The organism is Thioalkalivibrio sp. ALJ3 (assembly GCF_000377205.1).
GTDB lineage: Bacteria > Pseudomonadota > Gammaproteobacteria > Ectothiorhodospirales > Ectothiorhodospiraceae > Thioalkalivibrio.
Map to the genome: position 1 here is coordinate 327,308 of NZ_KB897905.1, position 22,114 is coordinate 349,421.

Genomic DNA, 22,114 nt, shown 5'->3' on the forward strand with positions numbered 1-22,114 from the left:
AAGGGCTTCAAAACGCGTGATAATTTCCCACCGCCATCAGTTCGTATTCATCAAGACACGCAAGACCGCGGGTAGCAGCCTCGAAATCGGGCTTTCACGCGTATGCGGCCCTCAGGACATCGTGACCCCGCTCAGCGAAAACCGCGGCGAGGAATCATTCCGGCGTCAGGAAGGGGGCATCGGCCCCATCAATTACCTCAAACCCGTTTCCAGGCATCGCGGCTTCAAGGAGTGGCGGCGGTTGCTCACGCGCGGGCAACGGGCCAGCTACGGTCAGCACACCCGAGCACCCGAGATTCGCGACCTGCTCGGGGAAGACAAATGGAACCGCTATTATCGTTTCACGGTCGAGCGAAATCCCTGGGATCGCGCCCTGTCCCGCTATTGGTGGCAAAAGCACCGCTGGGAGAGCAAGGGGCGTACCGAGTTCCCCAGCTTGAGCGAATACCTGGCCTGGATGGAGCAGCACAAGCCCCACTGGTTGAGCAACTGGGGGCATTACACGATCAATGACGAATTGGCCGTTCACAAGGTGTTGCGCTACGAGACGCTGAGTGCCGACCTGGAGGCCCTGCAGTCCGAACTGGACATGGATGGTGACATCTCGCTACCGACCTACCGCGCGAAGGGCGGCTTTCGCAAGGACAGCCGGCATTACAGCGAAGTCCTTGGGCCAGAGGACCGCGCCATCATTGAGCGCGTCTGCCACCACGAGATATCTGTCCTCGGCTACCGCTTCGAGGACGCCTGAACGTGGCTGCAATCACGCGCAAGCGGGGTCCGGCGCGCCGACTGGTCCAACTGGTCCGCCGACGCTGGCGGCGCTGGCGCGCCGATGTCCACATCGTCTCCTACCCCAAATGCGGCCGCACCTGGCTGGTCGTTCTGCTCAGCAAGGCCCTGGAGCTCCACTACGGCATCCGCCTGCGCAAACCCTTGCGCCTGCGCGGCTACTGCAAGCCATGGCGTGATATTCCGTACATCCTCCAACACCATGACGGCGGCCCCGAATTCCAGTACCCCGAGGAGCTTGATACCGACAAGTCCGCCTACGCCCGCAAGAAAGTCGTATTCATGGCCCGCGACCCCCGCGACGTTCTGGTCTCTTCCTATTTCCAGAAGACCCGGCGCAACGCGAACTACGAGGGGACCATGGACGACTACGTCCACGAACGCCGCGGCGGCATCGAGACCATCGTGGATTTCTACTCCATCTGGGCGCGCAACCGCCACGTACCCGAAGACTTCCTGCTATTGACCTATGAGGACCTTCACGCCGATACCGCGGGCGAACTACGTCGGGTGCTGGACTTCATGGGCATCCACGGAGTGAGCGATACGGTAATCGCGCAGGCAGTCGAGTACGGCCGGTTCGACAACATGCGCCAACTGGAGGCCAGCAATGCGATGGGCTCCAGCGCCCTCGCCGCCCGCGACCAGGACGATTCCGACAGCTACAAGACCCGGAAAGGCGAGGTGGGGGGCTACCGCGAATACCTCGACGGGAAGAGTCTCCAGCACGTAGAAGATGTCATCGCCTTGCGCCTGGACCCCTGGTTCGAAAGATACAGGCACCAGGGCACGCCAGCGCATAACGAAGCCAACCGCCCCCCAACCCCGGATGCGGCTGCGCCATGAGCACCCGAGCACAACCGCCCGTCATCATCATCGGCATGCACCGATCGGGTACGAGCCTCCTCACCCGGGTTCTGCAGGAGTCCGGCTTCTTCATGGGCGTTGGCGCCAGCCGCAACGAGGAGGCGGCCTTCACCAACGCAATCAATGCCTGGCTTTTTCGCGAAGCGTCCGCCACCTGGGACCGGCCCGAATCCCTCGACTGGCTGCTCGCAGACGAGGCACTCCAGCCCTGGCTTCTGGACTACATGCGCGACACGGTCGACGGTCCGTCCAGTCTGCGATTCCTGGGGCTACAGCGAAGCCTGCGGGGGTGGGGCCTGAGCCGCCAGCAAACTCCATGGGGATGGAAAGATCCCCGCAACACATTCACGCTGCCGCTGTGGCTGGAGCTCTTTCCCTCTGCCCGTGTCCTCCACATCGTTCGCCACGGCGCCGATGTAGCCGCGAGTCTGCTCACACGCCGTCGCGATGTGTTCAACAAACGCACGCGCCGCTACCGGCAGTATCGCCAGATGTATCGGATGAACCCCTTCGGACCAGGGCGCCGAGGATTCGCGCCCCAAGTTCGTTGCGGCACGCTGGAGGGCGGGCTCGATCTCTGGGCCCTTTATGTGACGAGGGCGCGCCAACACCTGCAGACGTTGGGAGACCGGGGCCTGGAAATTTCCTACGAGGCACTGCTCACCGAGCCAGAAGGTACGCTGGACGCGGCCCTGCGATTCTGCGGGTGCCCGCTCGATCCCGCACAGCTGGCAGCGACAGCGGCAAGCTTCCGCCCTGATCGGGCTCACGCCTGGCACCAGGACGAGCAATTGCGCGAGTTTGCGGAGCACCACCGCCAAACCCTGCAGGCCCAGGGTTATGACTCGCGGCCCCATGGCGGATGAACTGCCCCCAGCCAGACAGCACGCGCGATCGCTTTGAATGTTTATTGGGGCCCTGACGCGCCTCGGTCGGTAAACGAGTATTCGAAGTACTCGATCTCCTGGCTGAACAGTTGCTCCACCTTCTCCCGTTCCTCCGGGCCGTAGTACTCCTGCCAGGGTTTGGGGTAGGTACGCCGCTTGGCCGATGACAGGGTGTCCACGCCCTCGATGCCAACCTGCGACAAGGCGTGCCGGAAATCGGCCTCCAGGTTTTCGTAACGCCCGACAAAGTCCACGGCCACCTCGTCATTGATGGTGTACATCGGCCAATTGTCATGCTTTTGCCGCCCCGAGCGGGCGTCGGCGATCACCTCGCTCAGAAAACCGCTAAAACTCGGGGGCGCTTCATCCTTCCGTGTGCGATAGAGGTAATCCGACACCGCGCGTTCGTACGGATTCCGGACAAAACAGAATTTGTAGTAGTCACGCCAGATATCGGGCATGGCATCGCGTATCTCCACCGCCGGGGGATGCGACGAGGAGGACAGCCCGAATTCCCGTTTGAAGCGCTTTTTCATTACTTTGTTCAGCGCCGATGCCCAGCCCCGCCGCTTGAGCATTGCGCTCCAGAGTTCGGAAATACCAAGAGGTGTCAGAAGCTGGCGCCGCATCCAGGGCTGCATAGCCCCCTCTGCCTGAATGCTCTCGTGGACACTACCCAGCATCACGTCGTCCGGACCGAGATGCGGCGCGAGAGAGACCTTCATCGAACTGCCGGCGACCTTGCGGCAGTGGATGAAGATGAAGCGATGCCGATGGCTGATGATCATCCCTGCACTCCTCGCATAACAACCTGGTTCGCGACTCCCGACTCCACGAGATTCATGTCGATTTGAGCCCCATCACCTGCAGGTACTGCAGCGCAACCCGGTCACTGCGAAAGCGATCCAGCCCATCACGCAACACATCGCTCCTCGGAGGATCGCAGAGGGTCGCATCCATCGCATGGCACATCGCCTCGACATCTCCGACCGGAACCAGTCGCCCCACACGCCCGTTCCGGAGAATCTCGCGCGGACCAGACGGACAGTCTGTAGCGACCACGGGCACGCCCGCCGCCAGGGCCTCCACGATCACATTACCGAGCCCTTCATACCGGGACGACAATACAAACAGCGCCGCACGGGCAAAGTACGGGATGGGATCCGGCACGTACCCGGGCAGATCCACCGCCTCGGACACGCCGAGTTGCTCTGCCCGCTGCCGCAGTGACTCGCGTAGTGGGCCATCGCCCAGGATCACCAGTCGGGCTGGCTGGCGCGCTGTCAGACAGGCAAAGGCCTCAATCAGGGTGGCGAAATCCTTCTGCCCAGTCAGCCGGCCCGCACCCACGATCACGGGCGGGCCCTCACCTTGAAACCAGGGGTGGTCGACCGCGTTTGCGGCGCGCTCGGGAATATCGGGCGTCACGGTCGGGTTGTAGATCACCTGGACCTTGTCCGTGGGCATGCCAAAATGCGTGGTCAGGTCGTCCCGTACGCCTTCGGAGATCGCAATCACACAATCCGCCTGGCGATACAAAAGCCGCGCCGTCCAGCGCTTGAAACGCCGCCGGAGCGTCTGGCTCGGAGTATTGGTGACCTTCACGAATACCGGCACAGGGCAGCCTGACAACCGGCGCGCAATAACGGCAACCTTGGCTGCGTGATCCTTGGCGGTTAGCAGGGCATCGGGCGGGTCTTCTTTCAATAGACGTGCCAGCTTGCGAATGCTGTCCAGCTTTCCGCCACTGGCAAGATCGACCACATCCACCTCGGATGGTATTTCGTCGGGATACGGGACTACGCCCCCGCGCGTAAGGATCAGCTGCGGCTGCACCCCCTGCGCGAGGAACTCCCGACACAGGATCACCATTTTGCGCTCAATACCGCCCCACGCCTTGAAGGGCGAGAGGATCGCGACCCGTGGTTTTCCCAACACCTGCCCTCCATTAGACGCGACCGATGATAGCGCAGACGCCCTGGAAACGCTGACCCGCGTCGGCCCGCGGATGGGCATCGGCGGGCCAGCCTGCAGGGGAGAGAGGGGACATGAGCGTGCTACAATTCGTGAACTATGCACGCCTCACGCTTCTTCAGTGAGCGGTTCAATCCGCTCCTATCCAGCCTTGATGGTCGAGTACAGAAGCATCGCGTCAACCCCCGCATCCTGGTATCCACGTCGCAACGCTTTGTGTTTTACCGGATTCCCAAGGCCGGACACTCCACCGTCGGAAACACCCTCTTGCGCTATGACCCGTCGATCACCGACGAACAGCGCGAGGCAGTCCAGGCCTCCGGCGACAAGATCGGTGTTTATCGCCATCCCCGCGACATCGGACTGATGCGCAGCCGCGAGGCCTGGCGCAACTATTTCCTGTTCACCTTTGTGCGCAACCCCTTTCATCGCACCCTGTCCGCCTATCTCGACAAGATCATGCGCGACCGCCCGCCCGCAGCGAAGAACCTTGGCACTGGGTCAGTGCAGAATGGAGCGCCCCTCAGTTTTGCCGATTTCCTCCAGCGCCTGGAAAACGGAGCCCTTTATCGTGGTCCCCACTGGGCACCCCAGGTCAGTTTGTTACCCCGCGACCGCAGCCGGCTGGATTTCACGGGCAGGCTGGAGCGCATCGACAGCGATCTCCCAGCGCTGGTTGAAAAGCTCTTCGGGACCGAATCCCTTGCAGAGGTACACAACTGGGATCCTCACCGGACTGGCTCGTCCAACAAACTTGCGGACTACTATGGCGGACCCGAGATCGACCGCATCCGCAAACTGTACCGTGAAGATTTCGAAGCCTTCGACTACGCACTCGAACCGAACGAGTGAGGCACGCCAACGTTACGGTCGCCAGGCCGGATCATATCGCCCAACGGTAAAATCCTGCTGATACAAGGCGGCCACACGCGGATAGAGCGAGTCGTCGTAGAACTCAGCCACTCGGCCCGCCGCACCCTGAACCTTGCCCTGATAGCTGCGCTCCAGCGAATGGGGCTTGCTCAGGTCCAGTGACACTGGGAGTGTTACACCCACCGCCGCACACACCCGCTTCATCTCCTCCCTCAGGTTTTCCAGCTGACCGACATGATCGAACTCATCCGGAGGCGCCATCAGCAGGTCGCACTGCGGCCAGAAATGCTTGTTTACCCAAAGACCGCCCGTCTCGAGGAACCCAACGAATTCGGAAAAACCGTCCGCATCCTGACGCCCGGCCCCCGGAAAACAGGAATATCGAGACTTGGCCGATGCCACCTTGTCCAGAAAGCCCGAAAGGCAGCGCGCGTAGGGATTACGAAAAATGGTAAATCGGTAGTAACGGCGCGCCGCCAGGAGTTCCCGAACCGAGAGATCATCCAGTCGCTTCCCCGAACTGCGCGCGCTTTTCAGCTCCGACCGATAGGCCGCCCGCGTCATCGGCGTGCCCGCTGAAATGCTTTCGCCCGCCACCAGCTCGTTCAAGTAGAGGGAAATGCTTGAGTTACCCGACTTCTTGATCCGGTTATAGATCAACCCCAGGTCAGGATAGACATGAGCGCGGTCCATGGTGGCCACCCGCAGTCCTCGCGTAGCGGTCAGCCACGCGACTTTGGAACGAGTCAGCCTCTTACGGATACTCGGTGTGTGTTTTGCCATAACAGTACTCGATATCACCGCGGCCGAGATGCGAGGCAGCGTAAGGGTTCCCCGCAAAGGGGCGCTGGAACGCCGTCCCCTTCCATCGGGGTGGTACCACGCCCAGCCTAACCTTCGTTATGTTCCAGACTGTCCGCGAGAAATCGGGCCGCCTTGTCAGGGGGCGCGCTCGAATCCAGGTGCACAAGCGGGATGCCCCTGTCGCCGCAGATGCTCGCAGCAATCTCGGTAATGTCGAGAGCCTGCTCAACCATTTCGTGGAAACGTGTTACGTCCGGGTTGCGCTGGCGCAGGCGCGCATTCACGAGATCGGGCGGGGCGACCACCAGAACCAGCGCGTCCGGGGCCGGCATGCTGTCCAGATAGGCCTGGACCTGTTCCGGCGACGCCCCCTGACCCAGACTAATGGCCCGCTGGGCAAGTCCTTCGTCAAACGGAATCCAAGTGTTTCCCGGCAACCGTTCGGTCGCTCGTGCCAGTGCGACACTACCCATGAAGCTCTGCATCCGTTCCAGCGCAAGCGCCTCTCCTCCCTCCGACTCGCCACCGCGCACCAGCGCCAGACGCAAGAACTCGGGCCATGGGGATCCGGCCTCGCGCAGGGATCGGAACTCGTGACGCACCATCTCCTTCTCAAGCTTGGGGCGCATCCATCGTTGCAGACCCTTGCGGGCGTACAGGGCCGCCTCAAACCGTCGCCGGAAAGCGCCCGCGCCCTGACGCTCCTGATAGGTCCACAGCGGAAGTAATCGTGGAGATGCGGCCTCGATACCCCGACGTTTCCATTCTGCCTGGAGAGGTCCGAGCAGCGCGGTCTTGCCCACACCAGGCGGCCCCATCAATTCCAGTCGACGCATGCGTTAATCCACCCTGAGAGCAGAGCGCAGCTTTTCGCTGGCACCCACAAACTTGTCTCGACGCTTGTGCGAAGCAGCGCTCGCAAACTGGGGGCGAAAGGCATGCGCGAGCGCCATCGACAGCAGCGAGGCAACGCGGTGCTCCGGGCACCATTCGCGCCCGGCGGAATGCCACAAAGAAGCCATTTCCGGGTCGTAGTCGCCCCGCAGATAGTTTGTGCGCAACGCAGCATTCACCGGCGCGGTCCCGCGCAGGAGCGACAGCGCGTCGTAGAAAAAAGGTAACGGTTGCACCCGTTCCAGGTCGATCAGCACAACACGGCCATCCGGACGAACAAAGACATTCCCGTTGTGACAGTCGCCGTGGCATTCGAGCAGGGGCGCCTCGCGCAGGACATGTTCGACACCCGTCTCATACTGATCCAGCGCCCTGCGCAACCAACCCGGAAGGTTCCATCGTCGAACCTCGCTCCAGACCCGATCGAGGTCGAAACAACCCTCGCAATGCTCGACATGGTGCTCGCAACTGGCCAACAACTGGCGATATACCGGATCCCATTGCGCTTCGTCCGCATCACGGACAGGAACACCATCGACAAAGGATTCACGGACGGCAAAAGCACCCGGGATCTCCACCGTGGCCTGGTGAATCTCGGGGCAGGGATAGGACCGTGCCAGCCACTGTGCATGGCGTAACAGCCTGTCGACCTGCCCCGGGCGATCGGTTACCCGAAGCATCCAGCGCCGCTCTCGATCCACCAGCAATGTCCAGTCGCTACGCGCAATCAGCGTATCGCAGGTCCCGGCAGCACCTCCTGCCTGCAGCCCGCGCTTGCGCCCGGCATGGCCCTGTCCGGCGGAACGCAGAAGCCTTTTCTGATACGCATCGGGGTGAACGCCGTCCTTTGGGCAGTAGGCCACACCCGCGGACACCTGCCATTCTCCTCGCGTCAGCTCCGGTTCCACCCAGCGCAGCTTGAGCCGCGTTTGCCGCGCCTGCTTCCATTGGGCGAAAAGACCCTTCAACGCGGCATCCCCTGCCCCGGAGACGCCAGGCCGAAAAAGTCGAGGTATGCCCGGGCGGCCGTTTCCGCCCGAAAGGGGCGCACCGCATCCTCGCGCTCGAACGCGGGCCCCTCGCCACGCAACGTACGATCCAGGGCATCGGCAAGGGCCTCGGGATCCTGCATCGGCACCAGGGTGCCAAAACGACCATCGGCGAGGATCTCGCGCGGTCCACTGGGGCAATCGGTCGACACCACGGGCACGCCGAGTCCCAGGGCCTCCATCACCACATTGACCAGACCCTCCCAGCGAGAGGACAGCGCAAACACGTCAGAACGCGCCATCCATGCATAGGGATTGGAGACGAAGCCCGGCAGATCCAGGTCGCCCTCGATACCCAGTTCCCTGGCGAGGGCCCTCAGGGCAGCTTCCTCGCGCCCCTTGCCGAGAATGATCAGCCTTGCCTCGCGCCGTTCCCTCAGGCGGGCAAATGCGCGCAGCAAGGTCGGGTAATCCTTTTGCGGCACCAGGCGCCCTGCTGACAAGATCACGGGGCAGGTCTTGTTGACTAACCAGGGATGGTCCACGGACTCACAGGCCCGCTCCAGCGTAGACGGGGCCACCGAGCCACTGTAAATACGCTGTACGGTCACCCCTTTCAGGCCCACGGTATCCACCAGATCATCACGCACACCGTCGGAAACGGCGATTACCCCGTGCGAACGCGGATACCAGCGACGAATCTGACGGAACTTCCGTTCCCGCCGCAGCGGCTCAGCCGCCAGCTTTTCCGATTCACCAAAGGTATTGGGTACGCTCAGGAAGCGCTTCGCCCCCGTATCCGGCAGCATGCTCACCTGAGCCAGGATCATGTTGGTGATATGGTTCACCGAGAGGATCACCCGCGGCCGACGTCGTCGCAGGTAGCGCCAAAGGGCCAGAGTAGTCGCGAATTTCCCGCGGGTACCAAGGTGCACGCACGCCACCGATGATGGCATCTCGTCGGGGTAAAACATCTCCCCGTCGCGGAAAGTCACCAACTCCACCGACCAGCCCTCGCGCGTCCACACGTGGATCTGATTCATCAGCCGCCGATAGGTACCTCCCCACGGCCGAAACATCCCGAAAAGCACGATATCCGGCACGCCACGTCATCCGTTTGTGCGGGGGGCGTTAATGTGCCGGGCCAGGGCCGCGGCAACCATTGGCGCCAGGAACATCGTATACAAGTGGATCTGCTTGAATGAATCGAGAAAATACGTGCCCAGCATCGCCACCAGCATGAAAGGCACGAAACCGATCGTCGTAAATGCCAGCCCCAACCCTACGCGATCCGTGCGCGGCCGCGCGCGTACCTGGCGAAAGGCCTCCCAGATGATGGCTATGAAGAACGCGATCATCAGGACATATCCAATTCCGCCCAGGCGCGAAAGCAATTCCACGTGGGCGTCATGAAAATGCCCCGAGCGACCTTCAAGCACCGGTGGCAGAGGGCGCTCTGCCATCATGTGGTAGGGATCTCCGGGGCCCCATCCCGTCATTGGGCGGTCGAGCCACAGCTGGATGGCGAACACCTTGTACGCACCGCGGGCTCCGACATTGCCATCCTCGAACTCCCAGGCATCTTCCAGGCTCTCCATGGCCAGGATCTCACCAATCGCGTCCGCTCGGTCCATCGCACGACGTTCGATCTCGTCCCAGGCAAAGTGGACCCCGGAAGCAAACAGGGCCACCAAGACCAGCAATCCTGCCATCACGGGTGGACGGCGCAGCTCGCGGCGGAAGTGCCAGGCCAGCAGAATGGCCAACACTGACAAGGCCACGATCAGGGACAGCCATCCTGTGCGCGACTTGGTGACGAAAATGGCGACCAGGAGCATGACCACGGCCACCAGAACACCGCTGGCGCGGAACGCAATAGCCCAAGTGCCGCGCGCCCGGGGTTGGACGCCATTACCCAGTAGCAAAGCCGGCACGAACATCAACAGGCCGATCAGCATCGCCCCCATCGCCAGGGCGGCCCGCGAATGCCCCATACCGAATATGTAGCGGAAGGTTCCGGTGAGGGCCTGATTGAAGTCTTCCCAGGACCACGTGGGCAGTATTTCGAAGAAGAGAAACCCAAGGGCCATTACTACCAGGGCACCCACGGCGTGACGCAACCAGTCGCCAGTGGCCACCAGCGCCATGGCCAGAATCAGTACGGGTAATGCAAGGATACGGACCCAGGTCCCCATACCGTCCAGATGTTCGCTGGACAGCTCCGGCTGTTCGATAAAGGCCGCCGACAACCCTCGCAAAAGCACATAGACGATAAATGCCACGGCAATCCAGAACACCGGGCTACGAATGACACCCTGCCAGTGGCGCACTACTACAAGAGCGGTGATGATCAGCATACCGAACTGGGCAAGCTGCCCCAGCGTAATGCTGAGCGGCGACAGGAAGGCGAACACATACACACAGGCGATAGCCGCATAGCGAAGCCCGCCCTGTGATAGCCCAGTGGAATTCATGGGCACGGCGCGCCCGTTCATTGCTGTCATGCGAGTCTCGTTGGTTGTTCGTGCAGGCGTAGAAACCGACCACCTTTCGGGGCGGCATCTGACTCATGGAAAATCGGTCGCCAGTATAATGGGTGCTCACAGGGGGTACAGCCCAACAGCGCCCATCGTCACGTCCCCATCATGGGTCCGGATCACAACCAGAGAAACCGATGCGAGGCGCCCGTTGCGATTGCCCGATGCCAGACGATAACCGCGTTCACATTCCGCGCCATCGGCCTGACGCCCGCGCATTGGCGCCGGACGCGGCAAACCATGCCCCGACATCGCCCGGCACATGCCTCGAGCGCCTGGCCCGAAACCGGTGGATCCTGCACGACACGTCACTGCTCCCAACGGTTTCCGAGGAGTTGTTTCAGCCACAGAGGCTGCGTCAGCAGGGGGCTATAACCGCAACCCGTACCGGGCGCCGGACCACCCACTTCCTCAGGCACGAAGAACTCGACCTTGTATTGCGGCACTACTGGCGCGGCGGCTGGATCGCCAGACTGTCGGAAGACCACTACTGGTGGACCGGCCTCGCGCGCACACGCCCATTGCAGGAATGGCACCTGCTGCGTGCCTTGTATGATCTCGGTCTCCCGGTCCCCCGCCCTGTCGCAGCCCGGGTCGTCCGCCACAGCCTGTGGTATTCGGGGGACTTGATCACCACCGCTATCCCAAAGGCCCTGCCGCTTGATGAATACATCCGGGAAGAACTCGACACCCCGGCCCTGTGGCGCGGAATCGGGACCACCGTTGCCCGTTTCCACAATGCCGGCACCTGGCACGCCGACCTCAATGTTCGCAACATCCTGGTCGGACCAGGTGACGAGGTCTGGCTGATCGACTGGGACCGGGGTCGCCTCGGCGTCCATCGAGGGCTGAAGCGTAACCTGACCCGGCTACAGCGTTCGCTGGCCAAGTGGTCCGGCACACGGGAGCGAGGAGCCAGAGGCTGGTCCCATCTGCTGCAGGGCTACAACGACGAACGAAAACCGGCATGACGACCAGGCGGCTGGCTGTGCTCGTGTCCTACACCGGCGATGGTGGTGTCGAGAAGATGATGAACCATCTTCTGCGAGGCTTCGTGGATGCCGGCATCCAGGTTGACCTTCTGTTGCTGAAGGCGCGTGGCGGTCATCTCGAACAAATCCCCGAGGCCGTGAACGTGATCCGGCTGGACGCACGAACCTCTCTGCTGGCGCTGCCCGCCGTCATCGGTTATCTCCGCCGTCAACGCCCGGCGGCATTACTGGCCGCCAAGGACCGTGCCGGCCGCGTGGCCCTGCATGCACGGCGTCTGGCGCGGGTACCCACAAGGGTCGTTCTCCGGATGGGCATGCACCTGAGCGGTTCGCTTGCCGGCAAGACCTCGTTGCAAAGGCTGCTCCGTTATCGCCCTGTCAGGCGGCTGTACCCGCAGGCGGATGCGATCGTTGCGGTAGCGGGTCCGGTCGCGGAGGACCTCGCCCGCATCGGCAGCATCCCGCCGGAGCGGTTCCGCGTGATTCCCAACCCGGTGATCTCCCCGGAGCTGCCTGAACGCGCGGGGCAGGTCGCAGATCATCCCTGGCTGGATCCGGCCGCCCTGGAAGAGACACCGGTCGTGCTGGCCGTCGGTCGTCTGAAACCGCAGAAGGATTTCGCGACGCTCCTTCGGGCTTTCGCTCGGTTACACGCTCAGCGCACCTGTCGGCTGATCATCCTGGGAGAAGGGCCCGAGCGGGCCCGACTGCAAAACCTGGGGCGGGAACTGGATATCGCGGACCATGTCGATCTGGCGGGCTTCCGCGCCAACCCGTATCCGTTCATGCGTACGGCCAGCCTGTTGGTCCTGTCATCACGCTTCGAGGGTTCGCCCAACGTCCTGGTCGAGGCCATGGCACTCGGGACGCCGGTCGTCGCCACGGACTGTCCCAGTGGTCCACGCGGCATCCTCGACGGCGGGCGCTTTGGACCGCTCGTTCCTGTAGGCGATGCTGCTGCACTGGCCGATGGTATGGCCCGAGGGCTGGATGCACCGACCGAACCGGCCCAGCTCCAGCAGGCGGTCGCCGACTACACCGTTGAAAAGAGCGCCCGCGCCTACCTGGATGCGCTGGGCCTCGTATCGACCTTAAAGCCGGACACCAACACCCCATGAAAGCCCCCATCCTCATCGATCTGCCCACCGAAAATCTCGAGCGGTATCTCGACAAGCGCGACCCGGCGACCAAGGCCCGGTTCTTCATGGATGGGTTGCTCCTTCCCCGGGGCGTGCGTCGCGGACAATGGCACCGGCGGACCAAACCCTTTGACCAGCACCCGATCTACGGACTGCTGGAACACCTGCTGAACGAAGGGCGCAACCGAGACGAACACATCAACGCGCTGCGGTACTACTATCGGGAGCGGGGCAAGACCGCGGACCAGGCCGAGGACAAGATCGCCCGCTCCCTGGACAAGTACCTCGAACGATACCGCGGGCTGGCTCGAAGCATGGCCGAGAATGGATATGTGGCCGGTCTGGGCAAGGACGAGATTGGCGTGGCAATCGGCCCGGACGGCGAATTCATTAAGGTGGCGAACGGCAATCACCGGCTGGCGGTGGCCCGCTTGGTCGGTGTCCCACAGGTGGTCGGAGAGATCCAGTTCGTGCACCGCAACTGGCTGCGCCGCCAGCCCCCGCAACGCGACGTCGACGAGACCCTGCTGCATACCCTGGGCTCGCTGAATGCCCGACGCAATCCCGCGGATTCCTGACACACCCGCGGTTACAATACCGCCACTGCCCCCTGCCAGCCTCCGCTACATGCTGATTTCATACCGCAAGAATTTCCTGTTCGTGCACATCGCCAAGACGGGCGGGACCAGCATCCGGGCGGCGCTGCGGCCGTACCGCTGGGGCGGGTGGTACAGCATTCCGCTGTGGGCGGCGAGCCAGGTCAGCCAGCTGACCCGCCCCCGGCACAAGCTGGGACTGAAGTTCCCCCGCCACGCGAAAGCGATCGCGGCGAAGGAGATGCTGCCGGAGCCGGTCTACCGCGAGCTGTTCAAGTGCGCGATCGTGCGCAACCCGTGGGATCTTCAGGTGAGTTCCTGGCATCACATCCAGCGGGAGAAGCCGGAGGTCCTGAAAGGGGTCAAGTCCTTCGGAGATTTCCTGCGCCTGAAGTTCGATCCCGAGCGCCCGTACGACTACATGCTGGACACCTCGGCGGAGTTGCAGCACGAGTACATCGTGGATCTCCAGGGCCGGGTGATCGTCGACTTCATCGGCCGCTACGAGAACCTGCAGGAGGATTTCCGGACCATCTGCGACCGCATCGGGATACCTGCGCCGGAGCTGCCGCATCTGCGCCGCGCCACCGAACGCGACGACTACCGGACCTACTACGACGATGCCCTCGTGGAGCTGGTCGCGCAGCATTATCGCCGCGACCTGGACCTGCTGGGCTACCAGTTCGATGCGCCGCACACCGGAAACGGGTGACCGCCCGGAGATCCCCGGGCTTGGAACGCTCGCACTGGAACAGTGCATTCACGAGTACCCGGGCAAACGACGGATCTTCCGCGCCCGGCTTGCCAGTGGGCAGCCGGTGGTCGCCAAGTTCTACCTTGGACGCATCGGCCAGTGGGCCGAATGGCGGCGCGGGACGCGTGGAGCGCGCCTGCTGGAAGCCGCTGGCGTCCCCGCTCCAGCCGTACACCACGCCGCTTACTGCCCCCGATACCGCGCCTGGCTGCTGGTCCTGGATCTCGTCGAGGCGGACGAACCCTGGCCACCGTCCGGGGAAGACCCGGGAGACCAGGCCCATGCACGCCTGCTGGCCACACTGGCCGAACACCATCGCGCCGGCATCGTCCAGAACGATCTCAACTGGCTGAACTTCATCCCCCGTGAGGGGCGTCTGTTCGCCATCGACGGAGATCGCGTGCGTCGCCGCAACGGGCCACTCGGCCGCCGAGCGGCCCTCGACCACCTGCAACGGCTGTACGCCTCCAAGACCCGCTTGCCCGAGACACTAATACGGGAGGGCTTCCGGCAGTATCACGAAATGAGAGGCTGGGAAGTGACGGAAGCTGGGTTGCAACGCTGCCTGCGCGACCTGCGCCGTGCCCGCCTCCGGCACGCCCGCCGCGTCGCCCGGCGGGCGTGCCGGGGGTGGAAGCACTACCCCCGATTCCGTATGGATGAGCTCGGGGTGATTCATGACCGACGGGCGCTTGCCCGTGGACAGGCCGAACACCTCGCTCGCCAACTGCACGAAACCGGCGAACTGCCGGATGGGCTCTCCGGCCATGCCGATCGGTCATACCGGGCACAGCGAATCGATGCCCACTGGCAGGCGCTACCCGGCCTGCTGCGCCCGGTCCTCACGCGCCAGATCGCCCGGCGGGCCTGGAGTCATGCCCTCACGCTGCGGCGTCTGGGACTCTCGGTGCCGCGGCCGGTAGCGATTATCGCCGCAGATCGCGGCCTGGTCTGGCTGGTCTGGGAGACGGACCCGGAGTTGCGCCCGCTGAATGCCGCCAGCGATCCCCCGGGAGCGGCGGCCGAGACCCTGTGGGCCGAGCTGCGCGATTACGGGATCCGCTTTCGGGGGCGGGACCCGCGCATGCTGGGCAGCGATGGCCAGGCGCTGTGGATCCTTGATCCCCTGCCGCTGGCCTTCGGACGTCCGGAGTCGCGGGGGTTTCTGCGGGCCGCGGAGGGCGACCGGTCATGGCTGGAACGGGTCAGTAAGCCTCGCTGAACCAGCGGGGACTCAGTCGATTCCCCAGCGACGCTCCTTGGCGTCGTTGGCGACCCGGCCCGGCCAGGCAATCAGGTTCTGGATGCGCTGCATGTAGGGCGGGATCACCTGTTTCCAGGCATCGTCGGGCCGTATCTGGCTGCCCTCGGTCTTGCGAAAGACATCCGCGGAACCGATGTTGTGGTGCGGCATCTCCGCCCAAGCGTCGAGCTGCGGCCGCTCGAACTCCAGACCCAGCCGGGCCATCAGCTTCGGCAGCTGATCTTCCGGATCGTACGCCAGCTTTTCGTAGTTCAGCACGATGTGCGGCTCGTTGCGCAGGAGGTAGTAGAGCCGCAGCGAGCGATGCGAATACGAAAACGTGGGGATGTAGTTCTGCTGTTTGCGCTTGCGCAACGACTGGGCGCGGCCGCGCGGGTCACGCAGGACATGGATCGGAATGACGTCGATGTCGGGCGCGGCCATCAGGCGTCGCAGGCGCTGCACCGATTTGGAGTTGTCGGTCACGAACGGTACGTTGCTGACCTCGGAGACCACCTCGAACAGCGTGCGATTGTGTTCATTGAAACGCGCCGGATCGCGGGCGTGCACATCGAGCGTCTCCAGGGTACAGCCAAGACGTTCCTCCAGGCGGGCATTGACGGCCGACCAGAACTCGCACTCCCAGAAACTGGGGGCACCACAGGGACAGGGATGCTTGCGCGCATAGTGTGCCAGCCGCCGCACCCCGCCCAGCGCCCGAATCTGGCTGTGGGCGTCCAGCAGGATATCCGTCAGCGTCGAACCACTGCGGCCCATCCCCACAAGGTAGAGTACTTTCATCGTTGTTCCTGACTCGCTCGTATGCGTTCCACCACAGCGCTGGTGGAACAGTCGCCCATGAAATCCAGCACTCGTACCTCGCCGCCGTTCGCCACCACCGCATCGTGTCCGGCGATGGCGTCGGGTCGATAATCGCCGCCCTTGACCAGTACGTCCGGCAGGACGTCGGCGATCAGGTCGGCCGGGGTGTCCTCGGAGAACGGGACCACCCAGTCCACCGCGCCCAGGGCCGCCAGGACAGCCATGCGCTGGTCCAACGGATTCACCGGGCGTCCTTCTCCCTTCAGTCGACGCACGGAGGCATCGTCGTTAACCGCGACCAGCAGCCGGTCTCCTAGGGCACGGGCCTGGGCGAGATAGGCGACATGGCCGGCGTGCAGGATGTCGAAACAGCCGTTGGTCATCACGACCCGCTCGCCCGCTGAACGAGCCCGGCGCAGCACCTCCGCCAGCTCGGCACGGGACAGCATGCCCTGACCGGCCGCCCGGGGAGCGTAGATCTCGCGCTCGATCTCGGGCAGCGAGACGGTGGCGGTACCCAGCTTGCCGACCACGATGCCCGCCGCCAGGTTGGCCAGCTGCATCGCGTCCTCGATGGTCGCGCCCGCCGCCAGGGCGGCGGCCAGGGTGGCGATCACCGTATCGCCCGCACCGGTCACGTCGAACACCTCGCGCGCCCGGGCCTGCTGATGCACGGCCGCCTGCCCCTCGCGGAACAACGTCATCCCGGCCGCGCCGCGCGTGACCAGGAGCGCCGGGATCCCGCAGCGCTCCGTCACGCCGCGGGCCGCCTGTTCCAGGCTTTCATCGTCCGGACAGGGACCTGCCACACCCTCCAGTTCGGCGAGATTGGGGGTGATCAGATCCGCGCCTCGGTACCGCGAGAAGTCGTGGCCCTTGGGGTCCACCAGTACGGGGACTCCGGCGGCGCGGGCGGCCTGGATCAGGGGTTGCGGGTCGCGCAGCGCACCCTTGGCGTAGTCGGACAGGACCACGGCGCCGCAGTTGGCCAGCAGGGGTTCGACCTGCGGGAGCAGATCGGCGGCGCGGGTGCCGGGGAAACCGTCCTCGAAGTCGAGGCGGATCAACTGCTGATGACGGCTGATCACGCGCAGCTTGGTGATGGTGGCCGCACCCGCCTGGCGGCGGAAGTGGCAGGCCACACCCGACCCCTCGAGCAGACCGGTCAGTTCGGCCGCGGCCTCGTCCTCGCCGGTCACACCGACCAGATCGGCATGACCGCCCAGGGCAGCAAGATTCAGTGCGACGTTGCCGGCCCCGCCCGGGCGCTGTTCGATCTCGCGCACATGGACTACCGGGACCGGGGCCTCGGGCGAGATCCGGTCGGTACCGCCGTGCCAGTAGCGATCCAGCATCAGATCGCCAATCACCAGCACACGGGCCTGATCGAACGGGGGCAGGGAGAGCTTCATCGGATGCGTGCGCGGGAACGCCCGGGACGGGCACGATTCGCCCCGACATGTGCGCCGGGGGGCGGGTGCCCGGTGATCAGGCGTCGTCCTTCAGGATGAACTGGGTACCGCAGTACGGGCACTGGAAGCGGCCGTCCGGGGTCTCGTCGATCGGCAGAAAGACGCGCGGATGCGAGGCCCACAGCGCCATCTTCGGCGTCGGGCAGTGCAGCGGCAGGTCTTTCTTGGTGACCGTGATCTCCGGCTGCGCGTTCGCGGTCTCGTACTGGTCCTGGTGATGGGCGGTATCGGGATTGACCATGGTTTTCGTCTCGCGTGTTGGGGAAACACTGATTAATGCACGCGCTCGCGCTCGAGTCGCTTTTGCGTGCGAACAAGGCGCGGTGACTGCCGTGCAGTCATTCTGCACAAGGGAACCGCAACGCCGTTCCCGCGCAAAAGCGGCCGAGCCCCGTCTTTCAATAGCTTGTGGGGGTTGGCACCCCAGGTTCCCCGATCCTGCGTTGCGGTCCTTGCCGGTAGAACCACTACCGGCTGCGCACCGCGCCTTGTCTCGGAAAACCTGGGGTACCAGCGCGAGCGTGTACATTAATCAGTGTTTCCCTAGAGGTAGGTCAGCCACCCGTCGTGCTGACGGTCGCGGCCCTGTACGACATCAAAATAGCGCGATTGCAGGCGCTCGGTAATCGGTCCGCGGGTACCGGAGCCAATCGGGCGGTCGTCGACCTCGCGGATCGGGGTTACCTCGGCGGCGGTACCGGTGAAGAAGGCCTCGTCGGCGATGTAGACCTCGTCGCGGGTGATGCGCTTCTCCACCACGCGCAGGCCCTCCTCCTCGGCCAGGGTGATCACCGTGCGACGGGTGATGCCGTCCAACGCGGACGTCAGATCCGGGGTGCACAACACGCCATCGTGGACCAGGAAGATGTTCTCGCCACTACCCTCGGCCACGTAGCCTTCGGTGTCCAGCAGCATGGCTTCGTCATAGCCGCAGCGGGTCGCTTCCTGCAGGGCCATCATCGAGTTCATGTAGTTGCCGTTGGCCTTGGCCTTGCACATGGTCACGTTCACGTGGTGCCGGCTGTAGGAGGAGGTGCGAATGCGGATGCCCTTCTCCATCCCCTCGTCGCCGAGATAGCTGCCCCAGTGCCAGGCCGCGACCATCGCGTGCACCTTGAGGTTATCCGCGCGCAGCCCCATGCCCTCGGACCCGAGGAAGCACATCGGGCGCAGGTAGGCGCTCTCCAGGCCGTTGTCGCGTACCGAGGCGACCTGCGCGTCATTCAGCTCGTCGGCAGAATACGGGATGGTCATGCCGAGGATCTTGGCGGAGTTGAACAGGCGCCGGGTGTGGTCCTGCAGGCGAAAGATCGCCGGACCGCGCTCGGTCTTGTAGGCGCGCACGCCCTCGAACACGCCCATGCCGTAGTGCAGGGTGTGGGTCAGTACGTGGGTCTGCGCCTCGCGCCAGGGCACCATCTGCCCGTCCAGCCAGATCACCCCGTCGCGGTCGGCCATCGACATGTCTTGTATCCCTCTAGGCGTTCTCGTTCGCGGCCGGATCCGGCACGCCGAACAGCTCATTCCAGGTTTCGATTACGCGGTCGCGCACCGCCAGCAAGTCGTCGTCCGGTTCCTCGACCCGGGCGTCCCTACCCGCCAGCGTCAGGCGGTGGATGCGGTTGCGCAAATCCCGATAGGCATCCGCCAGCGTTTCGCTCAAGTCCTCGCTGATTACGCCCTCGTGCCCGAGGGTCTCCAGCGTGCGGATCTTGTCCGGCCAGTCGCAGACGGCGGGATGGTCGTGGGCGGATACCAAAACCCAGTATTGAACCATGAATTCGATATCAGTGATACCGCCCCGGTCGCGCTTGAGATGGAAGCCCTGGCCCTTCTTCGAAGCATGCTCGGCCAGCATGCGCTGGCGCATCTCGATCACCTCGGCCCGCAGGGCAGTGGCATCTCGTTCGCGGGTCAGCACCTCGTGACGAAGGGCATCAAACTCCCTGCCCAGCTCGGCATCGCCAGCGACAAAGCGCGCCCGCACCAGTGCCTGATGCTCCCAGGTCCAGGCGGACTCGTCCTGATAACGGCGAAAGGCCCGTAGCCCGCTGACCAGCAAACCGGAGGTTCCACTGGGCCGCAGGCGAGTATCCACCTCATACAGTCTTCCAGCCGGAGTGAATGCGCCCAGAAGGTGGACAATCCTCTGCGCGACACGGGCAAAGAACTCCGCATTGTCGATGGCTTTAGGCCCGACGGTTTGGGCCTCGTCACCCTCGGAGTCATGCAGGAACACCACGTCCAGATCGGAGCCGTAGCCCAGCTCGAAACCGCCCAGCTTGCCGTAACCGATCACCGCGAAGCGTGCCGGGCGAAGGTCGTCGCCCTCGCCACAGCGCGGCTCGCCATGACGCTCGACCAGCTTGTCCCAGGCCAGCTGGAGCACCCGTTCGAGCATTACCTCCGCCAACCAGGTCAGGTGATCGGAGACCTTCATCAGGGGCAAAAAGCCCATGATGTCCGCCGCCGCCACGCGCAATGTCTGCACCTGCTTGAACTGGCGCAGGCGGTCCAGCATCTGCTCGTGGTCCTCGCCCGGGAACTGCGCGAGTTCCGCTTCCAGTTCCTCGCGCAGTCCGTCCCGGTCCGGCGGGGCGTACAAGGCGCGCGGATCGAGCAACTCGTCCAGCAGGACGGGAAAACGCGTCAGCTGCTCGCTGATCCAGGGACTGGCCGCGACCAGCTTGACCAGCTGCGACAGCGCCAGCGGGTTCTCGACCAGCAGCGACAGATATACCGAGCGTCGGGCGATCGTCCGCACCATCTGCAGCGCGCGAGGCAGCACCGTATCCGGGGCGTCCAGCTCGGCCAGCGCCCCGACGAGTAGCGGCATCAGCCGATCCAGGCGCTGACGTCCAGTGGTGCTCATCGCACGTACGCCGGGGCTCTCGCGCAACTCCACCAGCCCTTCCAGGGCTGCTCCGGCGTCGTCGAAGCCAAGGGAGCCAAGAACCTCCCGCGCCACATCGTCGTCCAGCGATCCCTGCCACAGACGGTGCAGTTGCTGTTCGCGATCCGCCTCGGGCGAGCTGTCCATCGATTCGGCATCGTCGCGCTGAGGGGCAGTAAACACCTGCTCGAAATGGGCATGCACCCGGCGCTGCTCGCGCACCAGCGCCGCTTCGAAGGTCACCTCGCTGTCGAACCCCAGCGACAGGGCCAGACGCGTCCGATCGCCGGTGGAGCGCGGCAAGCGATGGGTCTGCTGATCGTTGAGCATCTGCAGACGGTTCTCGATCCGGCGCAGAAAGCGATAACTGCGCTCCAGTTGATCGACGGCGTAGCCTGGCAGCAGCTCGCGTGCGCGCAGCACCTCCATCACACCCAGCAGGTCGCGCCGCTGCAGGGCTTGGTCGCGCCCGCCGCGAATCAACTGAAACGACTGCGCAATAAATTCGATCTCGCGGATCCCGCCCTCGCCGTGCTTCACGTCCTCGTAACGCCCGCGCCGCGCGGATTCGTCGTTGATCATCTGCTTGAGTTCGCGCAGGTTGGCGAGCGTGCCGTAGTCCAGATAGCGGCGGTAGATGAACGGTCGCAGGCGCTTCATCAGCGCATCCCCCGCAGCCGCGTCCCCCGCCAGCGGGCGCGCCTTGATCAGGGCATAGCGCTCCCATTCGCGGCCATGCGCCTGGTAGTAGTCCTCCATCGCATCGAAGTGCATCACCAGCGGGCCCGAGTCACCGAATGGGCGCAGGCGCATGTCGACGCGATAGCAAAAGCCATCCGCGGTTACCTCGGACAGCGCCGCGATCAGGGCACGCCCCAGCTTCTGAAAGTACGCACCGTTGTCCAGCACCCGTTCGCCATCGGTCTCGCCAGTCTCCGCGTAGGCAAAGATCAGGTCGATATCGGAAGAGAAGTTGAGCTCGCCACCGCCGAGTTTTCCCAAGCCCAGCACGACCAGCGACTGCGCTGCGCCATCGGCCCCGCGCGGCTGGCCATGGCGGCCTTGGTAGTGTCGGTCGAGCCACTCCAGCGCCCCCCGGATCAGGCCCTGGGCGAGTCGGCTGAGGTCATGCATCACCTCGTCCAGGTCCGCACGCCCCTCCAGGTCCCGCCAGGCGATTCGGATCATCTCGCGATGGCGGATCTCGCGTAGCGCCTGTTTCAGTTGCTCTTCGCTGTCGACGTCTTGCAACGCGGTGCTCAGCATCGCGGCAAACGCTTCATCGTCGCGCTCGGGCACGTGCCCCTCGTCATCCAGGGTATCGAGCAGATAGTCCGGATGGCGCCCCACCGTTTGGGCGAGGTAGTGGCTGAAGGCCAGCGGGCTGGCCGACTGACCCGTCAAGCTGTCGGGCCACTGGGTCTTGTCGCCGAGGTCCTTCAGCAGGTGCGCGACCTCTTCGTCCAAAAAGGGAGGCAGGGCTTCGGGGTTCTCGGGCAGGGGCTTGTCCATGGGCCAAGCTTAGGGAAACACCCGCCAATGTGCATACCCTTTCTTCGGCGCGGCTCAAAGCCCCGATCCAGCAG

21 protein-coding genes are annotated in these 22,114 nt (G+C 64.1%); 9 read left to right on the forward strand and 12 right to left on the reverse strand.

Translation table 11 applies throughout. The features are described 5' to 3' along the window. The first annotated feature begins 16 nt into the window (after positions 1 to 16). From C935_RS0101640 to C935_RS0101650, 3 genes are read left to right on the forward strand one after another with little or no spacing between them, the layout of a single operon-like run. Positions 17 to 751, forward strand: a complete 735-nt coding sequence (locus tag C935_RS0101640) for a sulfotransferase family 2 domain-containing protein (RefSeq protein ID WP_018860773.1) — start codon at positions 17 to 19, stop codon at positions 749 to 751. A 2-nt stretch (positions 752 to 753) separates the two neighbouring features. Then, the gene (locus tag C935_RS0101645; RefSeq protein WP_018860774.1) at positions 754 to 1,638 is read left to right on the forward strand and encodes a sulfotransferase domain-containing protein; all 885 of its coding nucleotides are present in this window, start codon (positions 754 to 756) and stop codon (positions 1,636 to 1,638) included. Further along, on the forward strand, positions 1,635 to 2,525 hold the full coding sequence (locus C935_RS0101650; RefSeq protein ID WP_018860775.1) for a sulfotransferase: 891 nt from the start codon (positions 1,635 to 1,637) through the stop codon (positions 2,523 to 2,525). The genes C935_RS0101645 and C935_RS0101650 overlap by 4 nt, the downstream gene beginning before the upstream one ends. Before the next feature lie 41 nt (positions 2,526 to 2,566). On the opposite strand, the gene C935_RS0101655 is transcribed toward C935_RS0101650, so the two are convergent. Then, a complete protein-coding gene (locus C935_RS0101655) occupies positions 2,567 to 3,334 on the reverse strand; it encodes a sulfotransferase family 2 domain-containing protein (RefSeq protein ID WP_018860776.1) in 768 nt (255 codons plus the stop codon). A 52-nt stretch (positions 3,335 to 3,386) separates the two neighbouring features. Continuing rightward, a complete protein-coding gene (locus C935_RS0101660; RefSeq protein WP_255349365.1) occupies positions 3,387 to 4,460 on the reverse strand; it encodes a glycosyltransferase in 1,074 nt (357 codons plus the stop codon). Positions 4,461 to 4,619: 159 nt separating this feature from the next. On the opposite strand from C935_RS0101660, the gene C935_RS0101665 reads away from it, so the two are divergent. After that, the gene (locus C935_RS0101665) at positions 4,620 to 5,372 is read left to right on the forward strand and encodes a sulfotransferase family protein (RefSeq protein ID WP_018860778.1); all 753 of its coding nucleotides are present in this window, start codon (positions 4,620 to 4,622) and stop codon (positions 5,370 to 5,372) included. Positions 5,373 to 5,384: 12 nt separating this feature from the next. On the opposite strand, the gene C935_RS0101670 is transcribed toward C935_RS0101665, so the two are convergent. From C935_RS0101670 to C935_RS0101690, 5 genes are all read right to left on the reverse strand, one after another. Continuing rightward, entirely contained in the window at positions 5,385 to 6,086 is a 702-nt protein-coding gene (locus tag C935_RS0101670) for a sulfotransferase family protein (protein WP_196799759.1), read from the reverse strand. 197 nt (positions 6,087 to 6,283) lie between these two features. After that, entirely contained in the window at positions 6,284 to 7,033 is a 750-nt protein-coding gene (locus C935_RS12670; protein ID WP_038040133.1) for a hypothetical protein, read from the reverse strand. Between the two features lie 3 nt (positions 7,034 to 7,036). Next, the gene (locus tag C935_RS0101680; protein ID WP_018860781.1) at positions 7,037 to 8,059 is read right to left on the reverse strand and encodes an aminoglycoside phosphotransferase family protein; all 1,023 of its coding nucleotides are present in this window, start codon (positions 8,057 to 8,059) and stop codon (positions 7,037 to 7,039) included. Then, positions 8,056 to 9,159, reverse strand: coding sequence for a glycosyltransferase (locus C935_RS0101685; RefSeq protein WP_196800526.1), 1,104 nt, complete (start codon positions 9,157 to 9,159; stop codon positions 8,056 to 8,058). Before C935_RS0101685 ends, C935_RS0101680 begins: the two co-directional genes overlap by 4 nt. Before the next feature lie 30 nt (positions 9,160 to 9,189). Then, complete coding sequence (locus C935_RS0101690) at positions 9,190 to 10,575, reverse strand: O-antigen ligase family protein (protein WP_018860783.1); 1,386 nt, start codon at positions 10,573 to 10,575, stop codon at positions 9,190 to 9,192. A gap of 206 nt (positions 10,576 to 10,781) precedes the next feature. On the opposite strand from C935_RS0101690, the gene C935_RS0101695 reads away from it, so the two are divergent. Genes C935_RS0101695 through C935_RS0101715 form a run of 5 tightly spaced genes read left to right on the forward strand, consistent with a single transcriptional unit; the run spans position 10,782 to position 15,320 of the window. Next, the gene (locus C935_RS0101695; protein WP_369771383.1) at positions 10,782 to 11,588 is read left to right on the forward strand and encodes a 3-deoxy-D-manno-octulosonic acid kinase; all 807 of its coding nucleotides are present in this window, start codon (positions 10,782 to 10,784) and stop codon (positions 11,586 to 11,588) included. Next, positions 11,585 to 12,727, forward strand: coding sequence for a glycosyltransferase (locus C935_RS0101700; protein WP_018860785.1), 1,143 nt, complete (start codon positions 11,585 to 11,587; stop codon positions 12,725 to 12,727). The genes C935_RS0101695 and C935_RS0101700 overlap by 4 nt, the downstream gene beginning before the upstream one ends. Then, a complete protein-coding gene (locus tag C935_RS0101705; RefSeq protein ID WP_018860786.1) occupies positions 12,724 to 13,326 on the forward strand; it encodes a hypothetical protein in 603 nt (200 codons plus the stop codon). Before C935_RS0101700 ends, C935_RS0101705 begins: the two co-directional genes overlap by 4 nt. Positions 13,327 to 13,375: 49 nt before the next feature. Beyond that, positions 13,376 to 14,056, forward strand: coding sequence for a sulfotransferase family 2 domain-containing protein (locus C935_RS0101710; RefSeq protein ID WP_018860787.1), 681 nt, complete (start codon positions 13,376 to 13,378; stop codon positions 14,054 to 14,056). After that, complete coding sequence (locus C935_RS0101715; RefSeq protein ID WP_018860788.1) at positions 14,031 to 15,320, forward strand: hypothetical protein; 1,290 nt, start codon at positions 14,031 to 14,033, stop codon at positions 15,318 to 15,320. Before C935_RS0101710 ends, C935_RS0101715 begins: the two co-directional genes overlap by 26 nt. Before the next feature lie 12 nt (positions 15,321 to 15,332). Here the strand turns inward: C935_RS0101715 and C935_RS0101720 are convergent, their stop codons facing one another. The 5 genes from C935_RS0101720 to glnE form a co-directional block, all read right to left on the reverse strand. Beyond that, positions 15,333 to 16,142: a sulfotransferase gene (locus C935_RS0101720; protein ID WP_018860789.1), complete on the reverse strand. Its 810-nt coding sequence runs from the start codon at positions 16,140 to 16,142 to the stop codon at positions 15,333 to 15,335. Further along, positions 16,139 to 17,575, reverse strand: coding sequence for a bifunctional D-glycero-beta-D-manno-heptose-7-phosphate kinase/D-glycero-beta-D-manno-heptose 1-phosphate adenylyltransferase HldE (hldE, locus tag C935_RS0101725; RefSeq protein WP_018860790.1), 1,437 nt, complete (start codon positions 17,573 to 17,575; stop codon positions 16,139 to 16,141). Before hldE ends, C935_RS0101720 begins: the two co-directional genes overlap by 4 nt. Positions 17,576 to 17,651: 76 nt before the next feature. Further along, positions 17,652 to 17,876 carry a zinc-finger domain-containing protein gene (locus tag C935_RS0101730; protein ID WP_018860791.1) on the reverse strand — a complete coding sequence of 75 codons (225 nt, stop codon included), beginning with the start codon at positions 17,874 to 17,876 and terminating at the stop codon, positions 17,652 to 17,654. Between the two features lie 302 nt (positions 17,877 to 18,178). Beyond that, complete coding sequence (locus C935_RS0101735) at positions 18,179 to 19,099, reverse strand: branched-chain amino acid transaminase (RefSeq protein ID WP_018860792.1); 921 nt, start codon at positions 19,097 to 19,099, stop codon at positions 18,179 to 18,181. 13 nt (positions 19,100 to 19,112) lie between these two features. After that, the gene (gene glnE / locus C935_RS0101740; protein ID WP_018860793.1) at positions 19,113 to 22,040 is read right to left on the reverse strand and encodes a bifunctional [glutamate--ammonia ligase]-adenylyl-L-tyrosine phosphorylase/[glutamate--ammonia-ligase] adenylyltransferase; all 2,928 of its coding nucleotides are present in this window, start codon (positions 22,038 to 22,040) and stop codon (positions 19,113 to 19,115) included. Positions 22,041 to 22,114: the final 74 nt, after the last annotated feature.

Bases quoted from the DNA above. Each gene is read 5' to 3' on its own strand.
- C935_RS0101730 (WP_018860791.1), bottom strand. From the start codon at position 17,876: ATGGTCAATCCCGATACCGCCCATCACCAGGACCAGTACGAGACCGCG.
- C935_RS0101715 (WP_018860788.1), top strand. From the start codon at position 14,031: ATGCGCCGCACACCGGAAACGGGTGACCGCCCGGAGATCCCCGGGCTT.
- C935_RS0101700 (WP_018860785.1), top strand. From the start codon at position 11,585: ATGACGACCAGGCGGCTGGCTGTGCTCGTGTCCTACACCGGCGATGGT.
- C935_RS0101650 (WP_018860775.1), top strand. From the start codon at position 1,635: ATGAGCACCCGAGCACAACCGCCCGTCATCATCATCGGCATGCACCGA.
- C935_RS0101695 (WP_369771383.1), top strand. From the start codon at position 10,782: ATGCCAGACGATAACCGCGTTCACATTCCGCGCCATCGGCCTGACGCC.
- C935_RS12670 (WP_038040133.1), bottom strand. From the start codon at position 7,033: ATGCGTCGACTGGAATTGATGGGGCCGCCTGGTGTGGGCAAGACCGCG.
- C935_RS0101655 (WP_018860776.1), bottom strand. From the start codon at position 3,334: ATGATCATCAGCCATCGGCATCGCTTCATCTTCATCCACTGCCGCAAG.
- C935_RS0101735 (WP_018860792.1), bottom strand. From the start codon at position 19,099: ATGTCGATGGCCGACCGCGACGGGGTGATCTGGCTGGACGGGCAGATG.
- C935_RS0101690 (WP_018860783.1), bottom strand. From the start codon at position 10,575: ATGAACGGGCGCGCCGTGCCCATGAATTCCACTGGGCTATCACAGGGC.
- C935_RS0101685 (WP_196800526.1), bottom strand. From the start codon at position 9,159: ATGTTTCGGCCGTGGGGAGGTACCTATCGGCGGCTGATGAATCAGATC.
- C935_RS0101670 (WP_196799759.1), bottom strand. From the start codon at position 6,086: ATGGACCGCGCTCATGTCTATCCTGACCTGGGGTTGATCTATAACCGG.
- glnE (WP_018860793.1), bottom strand. From the start codon at position 22,040: ATGGACAAGCCCCTGCCCGAGAACCCCGAAGCCCTGCCTCCCTTTTTG.
- C935_RS0101705 (WP_018860786.1), top strand. From the start codon at position 12,724: ATGAAAGCCCCCATCCTCATCGATCTGCCCACCGAAAATCTCGAGCGG.
- C935_RS0101665 (WP_018860778.1), top strand. From the start codon at position 4,620: ATGCACGCCTCACGCTTCTTCAGTGAGCGGTTCAATCCGCTCCTATCC.
- hldE (WP_018860790.1), bottom strand. From the start codon at position 17,575: ATGAAGCTCTCCCTGCCCCCGTTCGATCAGGCCCGTGTGCTGGTGATT.
- C935_RS0101710 (WP_018860787.1), top strand. From the start codon at position 13,376: ATGCTGATTTCATACCGCAAGAATTTCCTGTTCGTGCACATCGCCAAG.
- C935_RS0101720 (WP_018860789.1), bottom strand. From the start codon at position 16,142: ATGAAAGTACTCTACCTTGTGGGGATGGGCCGCAGTGGTTCGACGCTG.